The 16308-nt window shown below is 36.7% G+C and carries 17 protein-coding genes; 14 read left to right on the top strand and 3 right to left on the bottom strand.

Annotated elements, in window-relative coordinates; translation table 11 throughout:
- Nucleotides 1-107 precede the first annotated feature (107 nt).
- The 13 genes from trxA (at nucleotide 108) to ACR2MV_RS15585 (ending at nucleotide 11328) form a co-directional block, all read left to right on the top strand.
- Nucleotides 108-428 carry a thioredoxin gene (gene trxA / locus ACR2MV_RS15645; protein WP_434023138.1) on the top strand — a complete coding sequence of 107 codons (321 nt, stop codon included), beginning with the start codon at nucleotides 108-110 and terminating at the stop codon, nucleotides 426-428.
- Nucleotides 429-462: 34 nt separating this feature from the next.
- Nucleotides 463-1023, top strand: a complete 561-nt coding sequence (locus ACR2MV_RS15640; protein ID WP_434023136.1) for a carboxymuconolactone decarboxylase family protein — start codon at nucleotides 463-465, stop codon at nucleotides 1021-1023.
- 170 nt (nucleotides 1024-1193) lie between these two features.
- Nucleotides 1194-1676, top strand: a complete 483-nt coding sequence (locus tag ACR2MV_RS15635) for an Hsp20/alpha crystallin family protein (RefSeq protein WP_434023135.1) — start codon at nucleotides 1194-1196, stop codon at nucleotides 1674-1676.
- Between the two features lie 142 nt (nucleotides 1677-1818).
- The gene (locus tag ACR2MV_RS15630; RefSeq protein WP_434023133.1) at nucleotides 1819-2898 is read left to right on the top strand and encodes a hypothetical protein; all 1080 of its coding nucleotides are present in this window, start codon (nucleotides 1819-1821) and stop codon (nucleotides 2896-2898) included.
- 689 nt (nucleotides 2899-3587) lie between these two features.
- Entirely contained in the window at nucleotides 3588-3863 is a 276-nt protein-coding gene (locus ACR2MV_RS15625) for a hypothetical protein (RefSeq protein ID WP_434023132.1), read from the top strand.
- A gap of 1 nt (nucleotide 3864) precedes the next feature.
- A complete protein-coding gene (locus ACR2MV_RS15620) occupies nucleotides 3865-4821 on the top strand; it encodes an aldo/keto reductase (RefSeq protein WP_434023131.1) in 957 nt (318 codons plus the stop codon).
- Between the two features lie 51 nt (nucleotides 4822-4872).
- Nucleotides 4873-6102, top strand: coding sequence for a sulfite oxidase (locus ACR2MV_RS15615; protein ID WP_434023129.1), 1230 nt, complete (start codon nucleotides 4873-4875; stop codon nucleotides 6100-6102).
- Nucleotides 6103-6152: 50 nt separating this feature from the next.
- Nucleotides 6153-6554, top strand: a complete 402-nt coding sequence (locus ACR2MV_RS15610; RefSeq protein ID WP_434023127.1) for a monoheme cytochrome C — start codon at nucleotides 6153-6155, stop codon at nucleotides 6552-6554.
- 103 nt (nucleotides 6555-6657) lie between these two features.
- The gene (locus ACR2MV_RS15605; RefSeq protein WP_434023126.1) at nucleotides 6658-7983 is read left to right on the top strand and encodes a DEAD/DEAH box helicase; all 1326 of its coding nucleotides are present in this window, start codon (nucleotides 6658-6660) and stop codon (nucleotides 7981-7983) included.
- 19 nt (nucleotides 7984-8002) lie between these two features.
- A complete protein-coding gene (locus tag ACR2MV_RS15600) occupies nucleotides 8003-9313 on the top strand; it encodes a DEAD/DEAH box helicase (protein ID WP_434023125.1) in 1311 nt (436 codons plus the stop codon).
- A 50-nt stretch (nucleotides 9314-9363) separates the two neighbouring features.
- Nucleotides 9364-9936 carry a TetR/AcrR family transcriptional regulator gene (locus ACR2MV_RS15595; protein ID WP_434023124.1) on the top strand — a complete coding sequence of 191 codons (573 nt, stop codon included), beginning with the start codon at nucleotides 9364-9366 and terminating at the stop codon, nucleotides 9934-9936.
- Nucleotides 9937-10006: 70 nt separating this feature from the next.
- Nucleotides 10007-11113 carry an MBL fold metallo-hydrolase gene (locus ACR2MV_RS15590; protein WP_434023122.1) on the top strand — a complete coding sequence of 369 codons (1107 nt, stop codon included), beginning with the start codon at nucleotides 10007-10009 and terminating at the stop codon, nucleotides 11111-11113.
- Nucleotides 11095-11328: a hypothetical protein gene (locus ACR2MV_RS15585; RefSeq protein WP_434023121.1), complete on the top strand. Its 234-nt coding sequence runs from the start codon at nucleotides 11095-11097 to the stop codon at nucleotides 11326-11328. The genes ACR2MV_RS15590 and ACR2MV_RS15585 overlap by 19 nt, the downstream gene beginning before the upstream one ends.
- A gap of 56 nt (nucleotides 11329-11384) precedes the next feature.
- Here ACR2MV_RS15585 and ACR2MV_RS15580 read toward each other — a convergent pair whose 3' ends face one another.
- Complete coding sequence (locus ACR2MV_RS15580) at nucleotides 11385-11969, bottom strand: pseudouridine synthase (RefSeq protein ID WP_434023120.1); 585 nt, start codon at nucleotides 11967-11969, stop codon at nucleotides 11385-11387.
- A gap of 148 nt (nucleotides 11970-12117) precedes the next feature.
- Between ACR2MV_RS15580 and ACR2MV_RS15575 the strand changes: the two genes are divergently transcribed.
- Nucleotides 12118-13344, top strand: a complete 1227-nt coding sequence (locus ACR2MV_RS15575; RefSeq protein ID WP_434023119.1) for an alpha/beta hydrolase-fold protein — start codon at nucleotides 12118-12120, stop codon at nucleotides 13342-13344.
- Here ACR2MV_RS15575 and ACR2MV_RS15570 read toward each other — a convergent pair whose 3' ends face one another.
- A complete protein-coding gene (locus tag ACR2MV_RS15570) occupies nucleotides 13345-15528 on the bottom strand; it encodes an amino acid permease (protein ID WP_434023117.1) in 2184 nt (727 codons plus the stop codon).
- 96 nt (nucleotides 15529-15624) lie between these two features.
- A complete protein-coding gene (locus tag ACR2MV_RS15565; protein ID WP_434023115.1) occupies nucleotides 15625-16146 on the bottom strand; it encodes a 5' nucleotidase, NT5C type in 522 nt (173 codons plus the stop codon).
- Nucleotides 16147-16308: the final 162 nt, after the last annotated feature.

Genomic DNA, 16308 nt, shown 5'->3' with positions numbered 1-16308 from the left:
AGGCTTGATTGCGTCGCATCTTTGTAGTGTCATAAACAAGTAATTGTTAAAAGCAACATCATGTATAACAAACGCTTCCTATTTTTTGAAGCCTAAAAATTTAAATTATGAACATACACCTATCAGAAAACGATTTCAAACAAACCCTCGAAACAAATCAAGCTGTCGTAATAGACTTTTATGCAGATTGGTGTGGACCCTGCAATGCATTATCACCAACGGTCGAAAAGCTTGCTTCTGAATTTGAAGGAGAAGTGAGTATTAAAAAAGTTAATGTGGACGATCACAAAGCATTGGCTCATCAATTCGGAGTAAGAAGTATTCCAACCTTGGTTTATTTTTCAAACGGAGAAGAAGTGAACAGATCTAATGGAGTTCTGTCAGAAAATCAATTGAGGGCGCAAATCCAACAATTAAAAACAGCGTAGTAAAAACTATAATAAACATTAAAACAAGTATAACATGAGTACAAGAATTCAAACATTAAATCCAGAAGTGACAACAGGTAAATCAAAAGAATTATTTGATGCAGTTCAGAAAAAAGTAGGCTTCATTCCTAATTTGATAAAAGTATTGGGTAATTCACCTGCTGCTTTACAAGCTTATTTAAGTCTTGGTGAAATTACATCAAGCGGTCGGTTCAGTAACAAATTCAGGGAGCAACTGGCCTTGGCCATTGGTGAAGAAAATGAATGTGATTATTGTTTATCTGCTCATACAGCTATCGGTAAAATGAATGGTCTTAGCGACATTCAAACAGAACAAAGCCGCCAGGGAAATTCAGAGGATGCGAGAGAAAGAGCAGCTTTACAGTTTGCTCAGTTGGTGACAAGAGAAAGAGGGCAGGTGAATGACAAAGCCATTGAGACGGTAAAAAATGCAGGTTACAATGATGAAGAACTATTAGAAATAGTATTGAATGTTGTTTCAAATACCTTAACAAATTATGTGAACCATCTGGCGAATACTGAAGTAGATTTCCCAAAGGTCAGCTCCGGAACGTATAAAGAGGTTGTTTCTTAAGTGAGAAACAATGATTGACATACGCCATAATGTCATTAAATATATACAAAAAGTGTCATTATGGCGTTTTATTGAGCCAGATTTGCCAATAATACCTAAAAATTGAATTTGGTCCTTGATTTGCAATTCTTTTTCATAATAAAAAAGTACAACCCTTTAAAAATACTATTATGAATAATGTAACGCTTTCAAAAAAGAACGAAAATAAATTGAATAGACAAAGAAATAACATCGGAAACTACAGCGGATGGGCCGGTTTAATTGATGAATTATTCTCAGAAAATGTGCATCCTGCGAAGAACAGCAATTTTAATGAAGGACTGTCTCAGCCCAAGGTGAACATTAAAGAATCGGATGATTCCTTTATTCTGGAAATGGCTGTGCCTGGATATAAGAAATCTGACTTCCAGGTTGGAATAGAAAACGAAGAATTAACGATAGCTGCTGAGTTAAAAACTGATAAAGATAAAAAGGTTGAAAACTATAGTCGAAGGGAATTTTCATATGCATCCTTTAAAAGAACATTTTTACTTCCTGAAACAGTTGAAGACAATGGAATAAAAGCCTCGTATGAAGATGGGATTTTGCTAGTTAGCATTCCAAAGAAGGAAGAAGCAAAACCAAAACCAGCAAGAGCCATTGAGATTTCTTAATCATTCTAATTGAATAAATAAAAACCATCAAGTTGCTATTTGATGGTTTTTTTTTGAACTATTTGGTCAAATGTCAGCTAGCTAACATTCTGAGTGGCTCATGAATTATAATTTTGGCGGTACAACTATAAATTATATTTCTATGTTAAAAAAAATTCTATTTGGAGTATTGGCCGTATCATTTTTGTTGATCTCATGTGATGATGACGATGACGGACCAAAAACATTGGTGCCTGGTGTAATCTCAGGAGGTCCATTTTCGTTTATTGTAGATGGTACACCCGATATGGTTTCGGGAATTAGTCTTGACGATTCAGCTGCTACTGGAGATAACAGCACCTGGGTAATTACAGATGATGCAGCTAATATTTTGGGTTTGCCTCCAACGCTAACAGCTGTTGAAGGGGTAGATTTTGACGGAGCCGGAGCGGGTGTATGCTTGATTTGGTACTTGAGATATGATGATGGCCTTGAAGGATTGGAACCAGGGATGAATGCCAACAATTTAAGCGGAAATTATGCACTTTCGAATGCTATTGAAGTGACAAGAGAGGTTCCAAATGCAGGAACGATAGCCGGAGGTCCGTTTGTGTTCTGCATAGATGGAGAAGCAGATATGGTCAGCGGTATTACGTTAGATGATTCCAATGCAGTAGGAACAAATAATTCATGGATCATAACTGATGACACCGGATTGATTCTTGGTTTACCACCGACAATCGAAGCGGTGGAAGGGGTGAATTTTGATGGTGCCGGTGGTGGCGTTTGCCTGATTTGGTACATTCGATATGAAGATGGTTTGGTTGGACTTGAAGCAGGCATGAATGCCAATGATCTGCAAGGAGCTTTTGGATTGTCTAATTCCATCATGGTAACAAGAAATGAACCAAATGCCGGTATGATTGCAGGAGGTCCATTTGAATTTACAATTGACGACACATCAGATTTCGTTACAGGAATTACATTAGATGATACAGACGTTTCAGGAACAAACAGTACCTGGGTGATCACTGATGACCTGGGAAATATCCTGGGATTGCCTCCAACATTAGAAGCCGTTGGCGGAGTAGATTTTAACGGAGCAGGTGCTGGCGTCTGTTTAATTTGGTACTTGAGATATGAAGATGGTTTAACAGGTTTAGAAACGGGTATGAATGCAGCGAATTTAGATGGCTGTTTCGATCTGTCAAATTCTATTCAGGTAACCAGAACACTTCCTTAAAAATATTTGGTAAAATTGGAAAGAAGGCACCTTTTAGGTGTCTTTTTTCTTTTAAAAAAAAGGTCTTGTTTCACGTTGTCAAAATCATTTTTAATGAACTCAATGAGTAGCATAAGATCTCTAAAGGAAAAAGAAACCATCTTTCATTACTAGCATATGGTAATTAGGGGCAGCGATTATAGATGAACCGGCAAGAAATTCTTTCTTCATTGATTCGATTTTTAGACTCGACCTTTCTGTAATTAGACATAGAAAGGTCTTTTTTTACAGTTCATCCTGTTTTTTTAACAAGTCGGTAAGTCTAAGTTTTAAGAAACGGTAGTTGACTATATATTTGTCCTATAATCATTAAATAAATATATCATGAAAACAACAATTGACAGTAGTGCAGCAAGTGAATTTAGAATTGGTAATTTTTCCACCTTTAGAGAAAGTAAAAGAGTCAGATGGTCTAACTACAGAAACTATGGATACTAAAATTTAGCCGTATGATGTTCACTTAAAAAAGGAAATATGGAACATAAATTAATTCCACCGTAAAAAGCCTTAACATATTTGTTAAGGTTTTTTTATTTCACAACATTTCGAACCATTAGAGACCAATAGTGAGGATACCATTGGCAATGTAAGTTTAGGCAAAAATCATGACTAATGAATTTGTATCTTTAACATATTAAATTTTGATTATTATGAATATAGCAAATAGTTTAAAAGTGTTTTTTCGTGCCAAATCCAATAATGAAACAACAGGTGCAGCTCCCGAAGGTTTATGTCCGAATTGCTGGGGACGGCAGGAATGGGAGGGTAATTATTTTAAGCTCATGAAAGCAAGAAATATAACTCCTGAATCAAACACATATAACAGTTTTATCAATGAAGTTGTTCAAAAACTTGACAAGATCACTCTTAAGGATGATACCTATGAATGCACTACATGTCATATAAAATCAAATCCCAACAGCTAGTTTGAAAAATACATCTATAGGTTTAGGGCTGGCGGCCTTGGGCAGACCCGAATATATCAACATCAGAAAAACAGAAGATTCAGACAAATCTAAATCCTTCTATTTGGAAAACACGTTAAACGTATTGGATTTTGCCTATGATCAAGGAGTTCGTCATTTCGACACGGCACCATCTTATGGATTGGGAGAAAGTTATCTTAAGCAATGGAATGAAAAAAAGCGATCTGAGCATGTAAAACTAAGTACAAAATGGGGTTATACCTACATGGCAGATTGGAAACTGGGCTATACAGGTAAACATGAAATTAAGGAACATAGCCTTGAAAAACTGAAGGAGCAATGGGCCGTTTCAAAGAAATTGCTTCCGGCCTTAAAGTTATATCAAATTCACTCAGCCACCTTGGAAAGTGGCGTTTTTAAGAATAAGGAAGTACTGAAACAGTTATACGAACTTAAAAAGGAAACAGGCCTGTTAATAGGGGCAACTACCAGTGGAGCGAATCAAGACGACGTTTTAAGATTAGCCGCTGAAATAAAAGTAAATAATGAATATCTATTTGATAGTTTTCAGGTTACTTTTAATATTTTGGAATCAAGTACTTTCGAGCTGCTTTCTGATTTGATTCTTAAAGGAAGAATCATATATGTAAAAGAAGCCTTGGCCAATGGGCGCATATTTAGAAATGTAAATTTCCCGCAATATGATGACCTTTATCAATATTTAGATGTGTTGGCGGAAAAATATAAAGTTGGAGTTGATGCGATTGCCTTGCGTTTTGTCATTGATTACCTGAGTCCTGAAGTTGTATTAAGTGGCGCGTCAACAGAGGGTCAGCTACAAGAAAACATGAAGGCTATGAATTTTTCCCTCGAAAAACAAGAATTGATATCTTTGAGAAAACATGCATGTTCTAAAACAGCGTATTGGAATGAACGACAAAACTTAACCTGGAATTGAGCAGATAAGATTCAGAAAAAAAGGTAAATTTCAAAATAATATATCTTTATTATGAAAAGAAGATTTTTTTTAAGAAATACTGGTTTTACAGCAATGGCTTCTGTAGCAGGAATTCCAGTTGTTTTTTCTTCAACAGTACCTAAAGGATATACATTCCTGGGAGATCAGGATCCGGATCCGTTTAGCCTGTTTAATCTGGACCGTGAAATGCTGGTGCTGAATAACAGACCCTTTAATATTGAAGCACAGGCCCATTTATTGGATGACAAGATTACTCCAAATGAGAAAATGTTTATTAGAAATAATGGCTTAAGACCTCAAAATATTGATGCAGATAACTGGACATTAACTATTGATGGTGAATCTGTTAAAGAGCAAAAATCATATAGCTTAACTGAACTTCGACAAAAATTCAAGTTGTATAAATACCAGGTTACCTTAGAATGTGGTGGCAACGGAAGAAGTGAATTTAACCCACCTGCGAAAGGAAATCAATGGACCTTAGGTGCAGTTCATAGTGCCATATGGACAGGTGTTCGATTAAAAGATGTCTTGGCTGATGTAGGTATTAAAAATGATGCTGTTTATATAGGGTATCACGCTGTGGATCGTCATTTAAGTGGTGACGTGAATAAAGAAGTAATTTCAAGAGGAATCCCAATTGCCAAAGCGAATGAAAATGAAACACTGATCGCCTTTGAAATGAATGATAACCCGATTCCCTTGATACATGGATTTCCATTGCGTTTGATCGCAGGAGGATATCCGGCATCTGCTTCCGGAAAATGGATCAATCGATTGAGCATTAGGAACAAAGAACATGATGGACCAAAAATGAAAGGAATGTCATACCGTGTTCCAGCATATCCTGTGGCCCCCGGGGAAAAAGTACCTGAGGAGGATATGAAGATCATAGAATCTATGCCGGTGAAATCATTAATTACCTATCCAAAAACAGGGGCTATCGTGCAGCAGGAAAAAGTTTTAAAAATAAGAGGTCATGCCTGGGCAGGAGAGAATGAAGTTGCTTCAATGCATTATTCCATCGATTTTGGTGCCACCTGGCAGTCTTGTGTTTTGGAAAAACCTGTAAATAGATTTGCATGGCAGCACTTTTCGGCAAAAATCACTTTTCCTGAACCAGGATATTATGAGGTATGGGCCAAAGCAACCGATACTTTAGGAAAACAGCAACCTATGTTAGTTCCTGGCTGGAATCCCAAAGGATATTTAAACAATGCCTGTCATCGAATTGCTGTTAAAGTTGATGCGTCGAGTTGAACATTGAGCATTTTACATATAGCAAGAATACGTTTAGACAGCATTTTTTCATGTGTCTATTAATAAGTGCTGTGCTTATTTTTAATGTTAATTGTAATGGTCCTGAAAAGAACAGGACAATAGAAAATAAACCTTTGGAAACATCCTCCATTAGTTCCGACATCGTGGATGGAATCCATGTGCGCACTGGTCTTAAGGAAGGTGAAGGATTAATGATGGTCATTGGACATTGTACAGCCTGTCATTCTGCCCAATTGATTACTCAGAACAGAATGAACAAGGAACAGTGGAATGCGACAATTCGATGGATGCAGGAAACACAGAATTTATGGGATCTCGGAGAGAATCAAGAAGTAATTGTAAATTATTTAGTCACCAATTACCCTGTAATTGATACCGGGCGAAGAGAAAACCTTCCAACAACAGAGTGGTATCGGCTGGAAGATCAGTGAGCTGAAGAATAACCTATGAGAAGAAGGCAAGCGCCATTGACCACTTTATTTATAAGTGCTTTGTAATTTGCGTAAAAAGGCTTGTTATCTTTGCAAAAAAAATATGGCACATAATTTTTCTTCCTTAGGTGTAAACACAGTACTTCAAAAAAGCTTGAATGACTTAGAAATTAAGATACCTACAGAAATTCAAGAGAAAACGATTCCGGTGTTGCTAGAACAGAAGAAAGATGTTGTGGGCTTGGCAAAAACAGGGACTGGTAAAACACTTGCTTTTGGAATTCCATTGTTGCAACTAATTGATATTGATAAAAATCAAATTCAAGCCCTGGTTTTAGCACCCACCAGGGAATTAGGACAGCAAATATTTGAAAATTTACAGTTGTACGCACAACATATGCCGGAAGTATCTATTGCTGCTGCTTGCGGAGGCATACCAATTAAGCCACAAATTGAGCAATTATCAAAAACCACTCATATTTTAGTAGCAACACCCGGCAGATTGATTGACCTTCAGAAACGAGGTGCATTGAGCCTGGGTACGATTGCTTATTTTGTACTTGATGAAGCCGACGAAATGATCGGTGCTCTAAAAAAAGGTTTAGACGATGTTTTTACGTTGTTACCAAAGAATAAAAGAACATTATTGTTTACTGCAACCATGCCAGGGACCATTAAACAGCTGATTCAGAATTATATGTCGAAAAATATCATTCAGATAAGCGTCGACATGGAAGCTGTTGGACATACGGGGATTGATCATCAATATGTGATAGTGGAACCTATAGAAAAATTAGATGTTTTAATGCATTTCTTAAGTTCAAGGGAAGGAGAAAGAGGCATCATTTTCTGTAAAACAAAAGCTGCCGTAAATAAATTAGCGAAAAAATTAGCCATGCATAAATTTTCTTCCGGAGCCCTGCATGGCAGTCTGAGTCAGGGGATTCGCGATCGTATTATGGAGCAATTCCGTAAGGGCTATATAGATATTTTGGTCGCGACGGATTTGGCTGCTCGTGGCATTGATGTAAAGGAGATTTCATTTGTTGTTAATTATCATTTACCGGACGTCTATGAAACATACGTGCATAGAAGTGGTAGGACCGCCAGAGCAGGGGCAAAGGGCTTTTCATTAAGTATTATTCAAAAAGAAGAGGCTTTTGAAATTCCGGATTTCGAATCAGAATTAGGCTTGAGTTTTTCTGAATATAAAAAAGCCGATCAGGGAAAAATTGATGAAAATAATGCGTTGATCTGGGCTAAGAAAATATTTAAAACCAAACCCAACAGAGAAGTGCAGGCGGATTTTAAGAATAAAATACATACTGTATTTCATCACTTGACCAAAGAAGAACTTGTTGAGAAATTACTGGCAGATTACTTAAAGAGCAAAACGCCATCGGCAACAGCTAAAAAAAATAATAAATAGGATTCTTAAGATATAGATGATGGCAAACCAGAAGAAGGAAGAACAGGAAATATTGGAAAAACTCAAAATTCATTCATTGAACAAAATGCAGCTTGAAGCCATTCCTGTAATAGAATCTAATGAAAATACCATTCTTCTATCTCCGACAGGAACCGGGAAAACGCTGGCGTTTTTATTGCCAATTATCAGGGCTTTAGACAGAGGATCTGAAGAAGTGCAGGCACTGGTTCTTGTTCCTTCACGAGAACTTGCCATTCAAATAGAGCAGGTACTCAGAGAAATGGGTTCAGGATTTAAAGTGAATGCCGTTTACGGGGGAAGAGCTATTGCGAAGGATAAAATAGAGTTAAAACACAAACCGGCTATTTTAATTGGTACTCCGGGCAGAATTCACGACCATATTCGAAGTGATCGATTTTCGACCTACCATATTGAGACCTTGGTACTGGACGAATTCGATAAGTCCTTAGAAACCGGGTTTGAAAAGGATATGAAGGCCATTACAAAGCGTTTACCCAGTCTTCGTAAACGAATTTTGACCTCGGCAACTCAAGGAGTTGAAATACCGGCCTTTGTTTCTTTTAATGATCCTAAATCTATTAATTATTTAAATGAAGTACGATCTAAACTGGTTGTTAAAAAGGTACTATCACCGTCAAAGAACAAATTACCACGATTGTTGGATCTACTGTATCATTTAGGAAATCAACCAGGGATTGTATTTTGTAATTTAAGAGATAGTATTCAGGAGGTTAGCAGCTATTTAGACAAGCATCAGATTAGTCATGGCTGTTTTAATGGAGGAATGGAGCAAAGAGACCGTGAAAGGACCTTGATAAAATTCAGAAATGGAACCTATCAAATTATTCTGGCGACTGATTTAGCGGCAAGAGGTATAGATATTCCTGAATTAAAATTTATCATTCATTATGAAATCCCGAGAATGCAAGAAGAGTTTACGCATCGAAATGGAAGAACCGCAAGGGTTGATGCCAAGGGAACGGCTTATGTTTTAGCCTGGGAAAAGGAATATCTTCCTGAATTTATAAAAGATGTAGAGCTAGCAGAAATTGATGGTAAAAGAGAAAGAAAAGCACCCTATTGGAAAACCTTGTTTATCTCAGGGGGAAGAAAGGATAAAATATCAAAAGGTGATATTGCCGGTCTGTTTTTTAAGCAGGGAGGACTTTCTAAAGATCAACTGGGTGTCATAGAACTAAAACAAGATTGCACGTTTGTGGCGATACCTGCCACATTAGCGGCCTCTTTGGTCGATAGATTCAACAATACCCGGTTGAAGAAAAAAAAGGTGCGTGTACATATTGTTTAATAATTTAGCAAAAACGAATATTTATTCGATATAAATACTATCTTTGTTGCATGAAATTGAAAGATGCATCAAAGAAAGCTGCAATCAAATCAAAGACAATTGATATTGTTTTTGATAAAGGTTTTGCCGGAATAAAAATGGCAAACCTGGCGCAAATGGTTGGTGTTTCGCCGTCCACTTTATATGTTTATTATAAGAACAAAGAAGATTTAATTGTTTCTGTTGCAACCGATTTGATACATTCAATTTCGCAAGAAAGCAACAATGAAGTGAAAGAGACTTTGCCATTTAAACTAAAGTTGAAAACTGTTTGGCTGTATTGGCTTAATTTCAGCATCAACAAAAGCAAAGAAATGAGTTTTTTACAGCAATTAAAGCAGTCACCTTATTATGAACTTGTTCCGGCCGAAACCAAAGATGCGAAAATGCAACTTGCCAATTCACTTTTGGATCTTGGTAAAAGTGAAGGCTTAATTAAAGATGTGGATAATGAGGTGTTAGGAGCGGTCATTGCTTCATTGCTCACAGAAACCAGTAAGCTAATTCTTAGTAAAAAATTAACACTAACAAAAAAGGATAATGATTTGATGTTTTCCATGCTGTGGGATGCCATCAAAAGTTAATTTTTTTTAACGCTAAATCGAATATTTGTTCGATAATAATAGTATGAATATGATTAAAATTATAAAAAAAATGGGGGTCTTACTAATAGCATTGTTGTTACTGATTGTATTGTCAGGTTTCTTATTTGTGAACCTAAGTCCTCAGTTTGGCGGGACCGCAAGTGAAAAACAAAAAGCCATCTATATAAAATCAGATAATTACAAAGAAGGTAAATTTATAAACCAGGAGCCGGTGACAATGGACATGAGTCTTAGCGATATGGGGAAAAGTCTTGTAGGCTATTTCAGCCCCATTCCCAATACAGTGCCTAAAAATGATATTGAGGTTGAAAAAATTGATTCCATCAATATTCAAAACTATCAAGACAAGACCAGATTGGTCTGGTTTGGTCATTCAACATTTTTACTTCAAATGGATGGTAAAAAGATCCTGATTGATCCTATGTTTGGTGATGTAGCCGCCCCGCATGCTTGGTTGGGAACAAATAGATTCAGCAAAGAACTACCTATCGAAATTGATAAACTTCCTGCTATAGATGCAGTTTTAATCTCACATGATCATTATGATCACCTCGATTATTCGTCTATCAGAAAGCTGAAACAGAAAGTGACATTTTTTTATGTACCCTTAGGCGTAGGGGCTCATCTCATGGAGTGGGGAGTATCAAAAGAAAAGATCATTGAGCTGGATTGGTGGGGACAAGCTCAGTTTAATAATTTGACCTTCAGCTGCACACCTGCCCAACATTTTTCCGGAAGGGGTCTAACAGATAGATTTAATACCCTGTGGTGTTCATGGGTAATTCAATCAGGTTCAGAAAACATTTTCTTTAGCGGTGATAGTGGTTATGGACCTCATTTCAAGGTGATTGGAGACAAATATGGACCCTTTGATTTTGCGATGATGGAATGCGGGCAATACAATGAATTATGGTCAGATATACATATGTTTCCGGAAGAAACCGCACAAGCTGCGATTGATGTCAGGGCCAAGACTGTGATGCCTATTCATTGGGGAGCCTTTAAATTAAGTCTTCATAGCTGGACAGATCCAGTAGAGAGAGTCTCATCTTCAGCGAAAGAATTGAATGTGAACCTTGTCATTCCTAAAATAGGAGAGGACATACTAATTTCAAATAAATCAAATTTTGATTCAACATGGTGGAAACAGCAGTAAAACAAGACACGATATCTGTTTTTAAAACAGACATAAGCCGGTATGAAAGAGATTATGTCATTCAATTATTAAGCCCCTTTGAGTCGATTAAACAAGTAGATATCGACTTTGAAGATCGAGATCATATTTTGAGAATTGTTTCGGAAGGGAATCTTGCCGAGCAAATAGAATCATTGTTGCTCTCTAAGGATATCTATTGTATTGAACTTCATTGATCAACTACGTTTAAATTGGCAACTTAACCAAATAGTGGTTGACAGCTAAGATCGCTTTATATCTTATCAATTTCAATTTGTTCCACACCTCCTGGAGCTAAGCCATCAAGACTAATACTGCCTATGCGGTGGCGGATCAATCGTAATGTGGGAAAACCAACACTGGCGGTCATTTTTCTAATCTGTCTAAACTTCCCTTCAGTAACCGTGATACGCACCCATGAACTTGGTCTGTGCCTTCCAATTCTCAAAGTATGAGAAGGAGCTGAGACTATGGGTGCCGGTTCCATAATATGAGCTCTGCAAGGTTTTGTTTTATATGATTCCCCATGCAAACTAATGGTTACTCCTTTTCTAAGCTTTTCTACAGCATCATTAGTGATAAGACCATCCAGTTGTGCCCAATACTCTTTTTCAATACCTGAATTGTTTATTTTATAGGATAATTCTCCATTTGAAGTAAGTAGGAGAAGCCCTTCGGATTTTTCGTCCAGCCTGCCGATTGCCATAATACCTTCCGGAAAATCAAACAATTCTCCTAAAAACCGCTTTTTATGTTGTTCTCTGGGGGCATTCGAATGAAACTGACTTAACATGCCCAGTGGTTTATACACTTTATAATGCCATCCTTGTTCTTTCATCAACAACGAAGTTAGATAATAATCATGATGATTCAAATGAAAAGTATCAAAAGCCAAAAAAACTCTTATTAAAAATTACAAATTCAATTTGTGGCATAATTCTTGGCTAACAGTATATTTTTAAACCTAATCAATTAAACATATTTTTATGATCAATATTTTACGTTTTATTACTCTTTTTTTCTTTTTACTAATTTTTAATATTTCAAATGCTCAATCAGACTTTCTGATTCAAATCGGACTCAAAGACAGTATTCAATCAAACGTTTTGAATGAGACCAGAGATTTTTACGTTGAATTACCAGACAGCTATGTCCCCGGAAGTGATTATCGGTATCCTGTAGTGTATATTTTGGATGGTGATGTTCAGTTGCCTGTCCTGCATACAATTCATTCTTTTTACAGTGGTGGTTATCTACCGGAAATGATCCTGGTTGGGGTTTCGAATGCTAAAAACAGAACCAGGGATCTCACAACTTCGAAATTAGGAGAAGCTGTCAATTTTAATGAGGAAAACGGCGAGGCAGAAAATTTTACGGAATTTCTAACGAAAGAGTTGATACCAACCGTTGAAAGTAAGTATCCTACCAGTACTTATAGAACTTTAATCGGACATTCATATGGAGGCTTGTTTACAATTAATGCCCTGTTAAAGCACTCTGAGTATTTTGAGAATTACTTGGCTATTGACCCTAGTTTAGATTGGGACAATCAAAAATTACTAAAGGAATCAAAAGTACTTATGAAGGATGCAGATCTTAGTAAAAAATCATTATTTCTGTCTATAGGCGGACAATTACATATGTCTAATACGGAAATTACAATTGACAATGTGATGGCTGATACGACCGACATGACCATGGGTTCCCGTTCTAAGATTGGCTTTTCGAAACTAGCTGAAAAAGAAAAAGATTTTCATTTTTATTGGAAGTTTTATCCAAATGATCTGCACGGAACAGTTCCGTTACCTTCGATAATGGATGGCTTATTGGCCATGTTCGAATGGTATCAAATGGAAAATGTGAATAAATTTAATGATCCGGAAGCAACCGTTGAAGAGTTAACAGCAATTATCAAGCATCGTGAAAAAAAACTGCATGACCATTTTGGCTATAAAGAAGCTCCTTATCCTGATTTTCTTTTTAATATGAAAGGGTATATGAGTATGGAAATGGGACAAAACGAGTTGGCTAAAATGTATTTTACATTGAATACTGAATATTATCCGAATGACGCAAATTCGTATGATTCTTTGGCTGACTATTATGAGAGTCAAAAAGAGAATGATAAGGCATTAGAGAATGTTATGAAAGCCTATGAATTATCTAAATCAGACTACCATAAGAAACGCGTGGAAGACCTGAAGGCGAAATAATTAATCTTCGTTGATAAAACTCAGATCTAATACATTGAAATTGTTGGCTGCTTTCACTAATAGTGTAGAACCAATAGCCTCAAATAAATGATTTGTTTTTAAAACAAATTCTGCCTGTTTTTCAATTTTAAAATTGGGGATTCCGACCAAAGTCAAATCGGTGGTACCAGATTCATCTTCAATAATGTCGTAAAAAGCTCTTTGCTCAACGGCATTATTGATGATCTTAGTAATGACATTTACTCTTAAATCTTCTACCAGAGCGGCTATCTTACCGTGAATAATGTTTTCATCAATATTATTATTATTTACAAACAGGACCCGAATATGAGGATTGTTCCATCTGGGAGAGGCAATAATAAACCTGGCAATGTTCAGCATCATTTCGGCATTTTTACTATCTGTTTCACGCCACCATAGATCTACTGTTTCATAAGAACCGAATTTATGTTCTTTGTCAAAATCCAGATACAGCAGATTATAGTCCAGATGGAGCAGGGTTTGGGTCATTTTAGAATACTCTACAGAATTTTCCAATCCTTTTGGCCAACCCATCATAATCGTGTTAGGCTCCACTCCTGAAAAACCGAAGGTAGAAGCAATATTGGTAATTCCTTCATAAATATTACTGACTTTGAGCTGCCTTGCAAAAATTCCTAATTCTTTAAAATTATGGTCAGACACTACTTGTTCCGTTCTCTTTAATGGTTTATCATTTTCTTTATCGACAATCAATTTAAAATTGGTCACAATACCTGTTCTTCCAGATACGGTCTTTCCTAATTCCAATAAGAATTTTTGATGATCACTTTGTCCGCTGAATAAAATAATATTGGGATTCCAATTGGAGTTCTCCTCAGAATTACTGTCAATTTGTTTCAAGCCTTTATTGACTATATTCTCCCAGACACTGCGCCAAACATCGTTCGACTGTAACTTCACTTCTTTTCTTTGCAAACCAAAATACAAAGCACCGACAACAGCTAGAGCTCCCAGCATAGCAATCATATCAAGCTTAAACATGACGGTAAAACAGGCTATAAAACCGAGTAAACCGATCCATCTTTTGATCTTAAAAGAAGGTTGAAAGTCCGGATTTGCCCAGCTTTCCAGAAAATAACATATGTTTATAAAGCCATAAGCCGTTAGATAAAACATCGATACCAACCTGGCAATCACGTCCAGTTCTCCAATAAGAATACCTATTTCGGCAATCACAAAAACCAGTAATAATGCATTGACCGGTTCATTGTTCTTACCTTTCCCTTTTCCAAATATTTTCGGGGTCACCAGATCTATAGACATGGCCTGTAAAATTCGAGGTCCTCCAAGAATCCCACCTATGGCCGAAGATAATGTTGCGCCCCAGATACCTGCCACCACGGCCGGGGCGAACAAAGCAATTTTCATCAATATATTATAATCAGTTTGTAAGAGAGCAGGATCAACTGCAAAGGCAAGAAAAATCGCCAAAGCCAGATAAACAAATAGTCCCACCCCAATAGCCATTAAGGTTCCCATAGGGATGGATCTTTTAGGGTCCTTTAGATCTCCACTCATGGCAATTCCCGCAGTAAAACCAGTTACGGCAGGAAAAAATATGGCAAATACCATTTCTAAAGGTACGGAGCCTTCGGTTGGTAGCAAATTAATAGATTCGGGTGCAAATTCTTTGGTGCCGAGAAAGATCGACAACAATGAAATAACTATTGCTGCCAGAATAAAAAATTGTGCCTTTAAGGCCACAGAAGTACTGATCAATGCCAATATTGTAAGTGACAATAAGGCTATTGTCGCTGTCACTCTGAAATCATTGCTTGACATACCTAAATCGAAATAACTATTAAAACTTTCCGAAAAACCAATAAGATAAAGCGAAATAGAAAAAGCGGTTCCAATAAAAATGGCAATACCAATGGATCCTCCAATCGGGATTCCCATACTCCGAGACAATACATAATAGATGCCACCGGCTCCAATTTTTTTATCCGTAGCCACTGATGACACACTAAGGCCTGTTGTTACAGCAATAACATGTGCAATTATAATGATGGCAATTGTACCCAGAAGTCCAGAATTTCCGACAACCCATCCTAAACGCATATACATGATGACACCAAGTATTGTTAAGATAGATGGGGTGAAAACCCCTGCAAAAGTTCCAAATTTCTTTTTTGCAGACATAGATTTATGGATCAATTCACTTAGAATAAGGCCGTGAATATAGCTAATCTTTTTTACAAATGATCAGGAATGAAATAAACTGTTTGTGATAAAAAATTAAAGAAGTTTCCTGGCAACTTCTTCCCAGCTATTTACGCGATCATGGCTGTTTTCATGAATGTTGTGAGGTGACGTAAACAACAGAGTGTTTCCGTCAAATTTATCAAGGTTTAAACTTCTGTCATCAATAAGGAGGTCTCCTTTTAGAATGTATTTATGTCCACATAAAATACGATGCTGCCATGAAATAAAAGGGAAAAATTGATCGAGCCATTCACTTTTCTCTTTAAGAGAATTCGGAAATTGCATCGCGGCACTTGCAATGAATACTTCATGCTTTTCACTAAGTTCTTTTAATATCCTGATGCTGTCCTTAATAGGTTCTAATGCTCTAAAAAAGCCTTTAGTGCGGGCGTGCAGTCGAATACTATCCTGATGAATTTCAGGAACATTCTGCCATACTTCACCACTTTTGAAATCTTCTAGAGAAAGATTCTTATTAAACTCTTCATTATACATGTCTATGTGTTTTCCGTAAGTGTCGGCAATCACATCATCCATATCTATGAATATAACCATAATTCTTTTTTGGTGTAAATTAAGTGATTACAGAGGGATTTCCTATGTTAATTGCTAAAACTTAATGCTTTTTTAACATCACGCTGTTCAAAATAATAAATGCATAAGTTGTTGTAATTGATGTCTACACATACTAAAAATCATATAATTATGTTAAGAACT

This window comes from Lutimonas sp. (genome assembly GCF_051011215.1).
Classification (GTDB): Bacteria; Bacteroidota; Bacteroidia; order Flavobacteriales; family Flavobacteriaceae; genus Lutimonas.
The sequence above is the reverse complement of the archived record's forward strand: the minus strand, read 5'-3'. Positions and strand labels throughout refer to the sequence as shown.

What these genes read in the sequence shown, in the direction of transcription:
- ACR2MV_RS15615 (WP_434023129.1), top strand. Translation starts at nt 4,873, where the DNA reads ATGAAAAGAAGATTTTTTTTAAGAAATACTGGTTTTACAGCAATGGCT.
- ACR2MV_RS15575 (WP_434023119.1), top strand. Translation starts at nt 12,118, where the DNA reads ATGATCAATATTTTACGTTTTATTACTCTTTTTTTCTTTTTACTAATT.
- trxA (WP_434023138.1), top strand. Translation starts at nt 108, where the DNA reads ATGAACATACACCTATCAGAAAACGATTTCAAACAAACCCTCGAAACA.
- ACR2MV_RS15570 (WP_434023117.1), bottom strand. Translation starts at nt 15,528, where the DNA reads ATGTCTGCAAAAAAGAAATTTGGAACTTTTGCAGGGGTTTTCACCCCA.
- ACR2MV_RS15605 (WP_434023126.1), top strand. Translation starts at nt 6,658, where the DNA reads ATGGCACATAATTTTTCTTCCTTAGGTGTAAACACAGTACTTCAAAAA.
- ACR2MV_RS15580 (WP_434023120.1), bottom strand. Translation starts at nt 11,969, where the DNA reads ATGAAAGAACAAGGATGGCATTATAAAGTGTATAAACCACTGGGCATG.
- ACR2MV_RS15635 (WP_434023135.1), top strand. Translation starts at nt 1,194, where the DNA reads ATGAATAATGTAACGCTTTCAAAAAAGAACGAAAATAAATTGAATAGA.
- ACR2MV_RS15630 (WP_434023133.1), top strand. Translation starts at nt 1,819, where the DNA reads ATGTTAAAAAAAATTCTATTTGGAGTATTGGCCGTATCATTTTTGTTG.
- ACR2MV_RS15595 (WP_434023124.1), top strand. Translation starts at nt 9,364, where the DNA reads ATGAAATTGAAAGATGCATCAAAGAAAGCTGCAATCAAATCAAAGACA.
- ACR2MV_RS15610 (WP_434023127.1), top strand. Translation starts at nt 6,153, where the DNA reads ATGTGTCTATTAATAAGTGCTGTGCTTATTTTTAATGTTAATTGTAAT.
- ACR2MV_RS15585 (WP_434023121.1), top strand. Translation starts at nt 11,095, where the DNA reads ATGGTGGAAACAGCAGTAAAACAAGACACGATATCTGTTTTTAAAACA.
- ACR2MV_RS15590 (WP_434023122.1), top strand. Translation starts at nt 10,007, where the DNA reads ATGGGGGTCTTACTAATAGCATTGTTGTTACTGATTGTATTGTCAGGT.
- ACR2MV_RS15640 (WP_434023136.1), top strand. Translation starts at nt 463, where the DNA reads ATGAGTACAAGAATTCAAACATTAAATCCAGAAGTGACAACAGGTAAA.
- ACR2MV_RS15565 (WP_434023115.1), bottom strand. Translation starts at nt 16,146, where the DNA reads ATGGTTATATTCATAGATATGGATGATGTGATTGCCGACACTTACGGA.
- ACR2MV_RS15600 (WP_434023125.1), top strand. Translation starts at nt 8,003, where the DNA reads ATGGCAAACCAGAAGAAGGAAGAACAGGAAATATTGGAAAAACTCAAA.
- ACR2MV_RS15625 (WP_434023132.1), top strand. Translation starts at nt 3,588, where the DNA reads ATGAATATAGCAAATAGTTTAAAAGTGTTTTTTCGTGCCAAATCCAAT.